Annotated in this window: 2 protein-coding genes; both read right to left on the reverse strand. The window is 73.0% G+C overall.

All coding sequences use genetic code 11. From position 1 onward, the window contains the following. Positions 1-585: SDR family NAD(P)-dependent oxidoreductase (locus ELR45_RS19000; RefSeq protein WP_205856857.1), on the reverse strand; the 585-nt coding region annotated here is incomplete at its 3' end. 17 nt (positions 586-602) lie between these two features. Beyond that, positions 603-1,149: enolase C-terminal domain-like protein (locus ELR45_RS38365; RefSeq protein WP_276320700.1), on the reverse strand; the 547-nt coding region annotated here is incomplete at its 5' end.

Raw genomic sequence — 1,149 nt, forward strand, 5'->3', positions numbered from 1 at the left:
GGCGGGGAGCGCGGCGTGCCGGTCGTTGGCTATCGCGCCGGGCGCTACCGCATTCACCCGGATGCGCGCCGGCGCGAGCTCCAGCGCCATCGCCCGGGTGGCGGCCTCGATCGCACCCTTGGTGGCGTCATAGGCGACGGCGCTGCGATGGGCTCGCGTGGCGCCGATGGACGAGATCGACACCACCGCACCTCCGGCGCGCATGACCCGGGCAGCCGCGACCGTGCACAAGAACATCCCCCGGGCGTTGACCGCGAAGCTGCGTTCCCAGTCGTCCGGGTCCAGCTCCAGCAGCGGTACCCGTCCGACCATCGGCACTGACGCGTTGTTGACGAGCACGTCCAGCCGTCCGTGCCGCGCGACCACGTCGCGGACCATGGCGTCGACCTGGTCCCGGTCTGACACGTCGGCCGGGGCCGCAGTCGCGGTCACCCCGGCAGTGACCAGGTGGGCCACCGCGTCGTCGAGCTCGCCGGCGTCGGGTCCGTTCACCGCGACCACGGCTCCGTCGCGGCCGAGGCGCTCGGCAATCGCCAGCCCGATGTTGCGACCCGCTCCGGTGACCAACGCCACTCGGCCGTCCATGCGGCGGGCTCCCCCGGTCACGACGCCGCCGGGGCGGAGGTGGCGGACGGAGTGGATACCGGCGGCGACCGGTCCACGGCGCCGCCCGCGTCGGTGCCGGCCCAGGTCAGCGGGCCCGCGCAGGCAGCCAGCCGGTCCGAATCCAGTTCCATACCGAGGCCCGGGCCGTCGGGCAGCTGCAACACACCATCGAGGTAGCGGACCGGGTCGCGGACTACGTCGGCCGTGTAGAGCATCGGGCCGGCCGGGTCGCTGGGAACGGTCACCGTCGGCATCGCCGCCCCGACGTGCACGGCGGCCGCCGTACCGATCGACAGCTCCTGCGTGGTGCCGACCAGGCACTGCCGCTCGGCGGCCTCGGCGATCGCGAAGATCCGCCGCGCCGCGGTGATACCGCCGATCGCGATCACGCTGACGTTGAAGACGTCCACCGCCTCAGCGGCGATCAGCTCCAGCGCCCACCGGTAGCTGTAGACGTGCTCGCTTACCGGGACCGGAAGCCGGTCACGCGCTCTCGCCAGGCCACGGATGTCGTGGTTGGGTGCGGGCGATTCAACCAGGTCG

Source organism: Phytoactinopolyspora endophytica, assembly GCF_004138495.1.
GTDB lineage: Bacteria > Actinomycetota > Actinomycetes > Jiangellales > Jiangellaceae > Phytoactinopolyspora > Phytoactinopolyspora endophytica.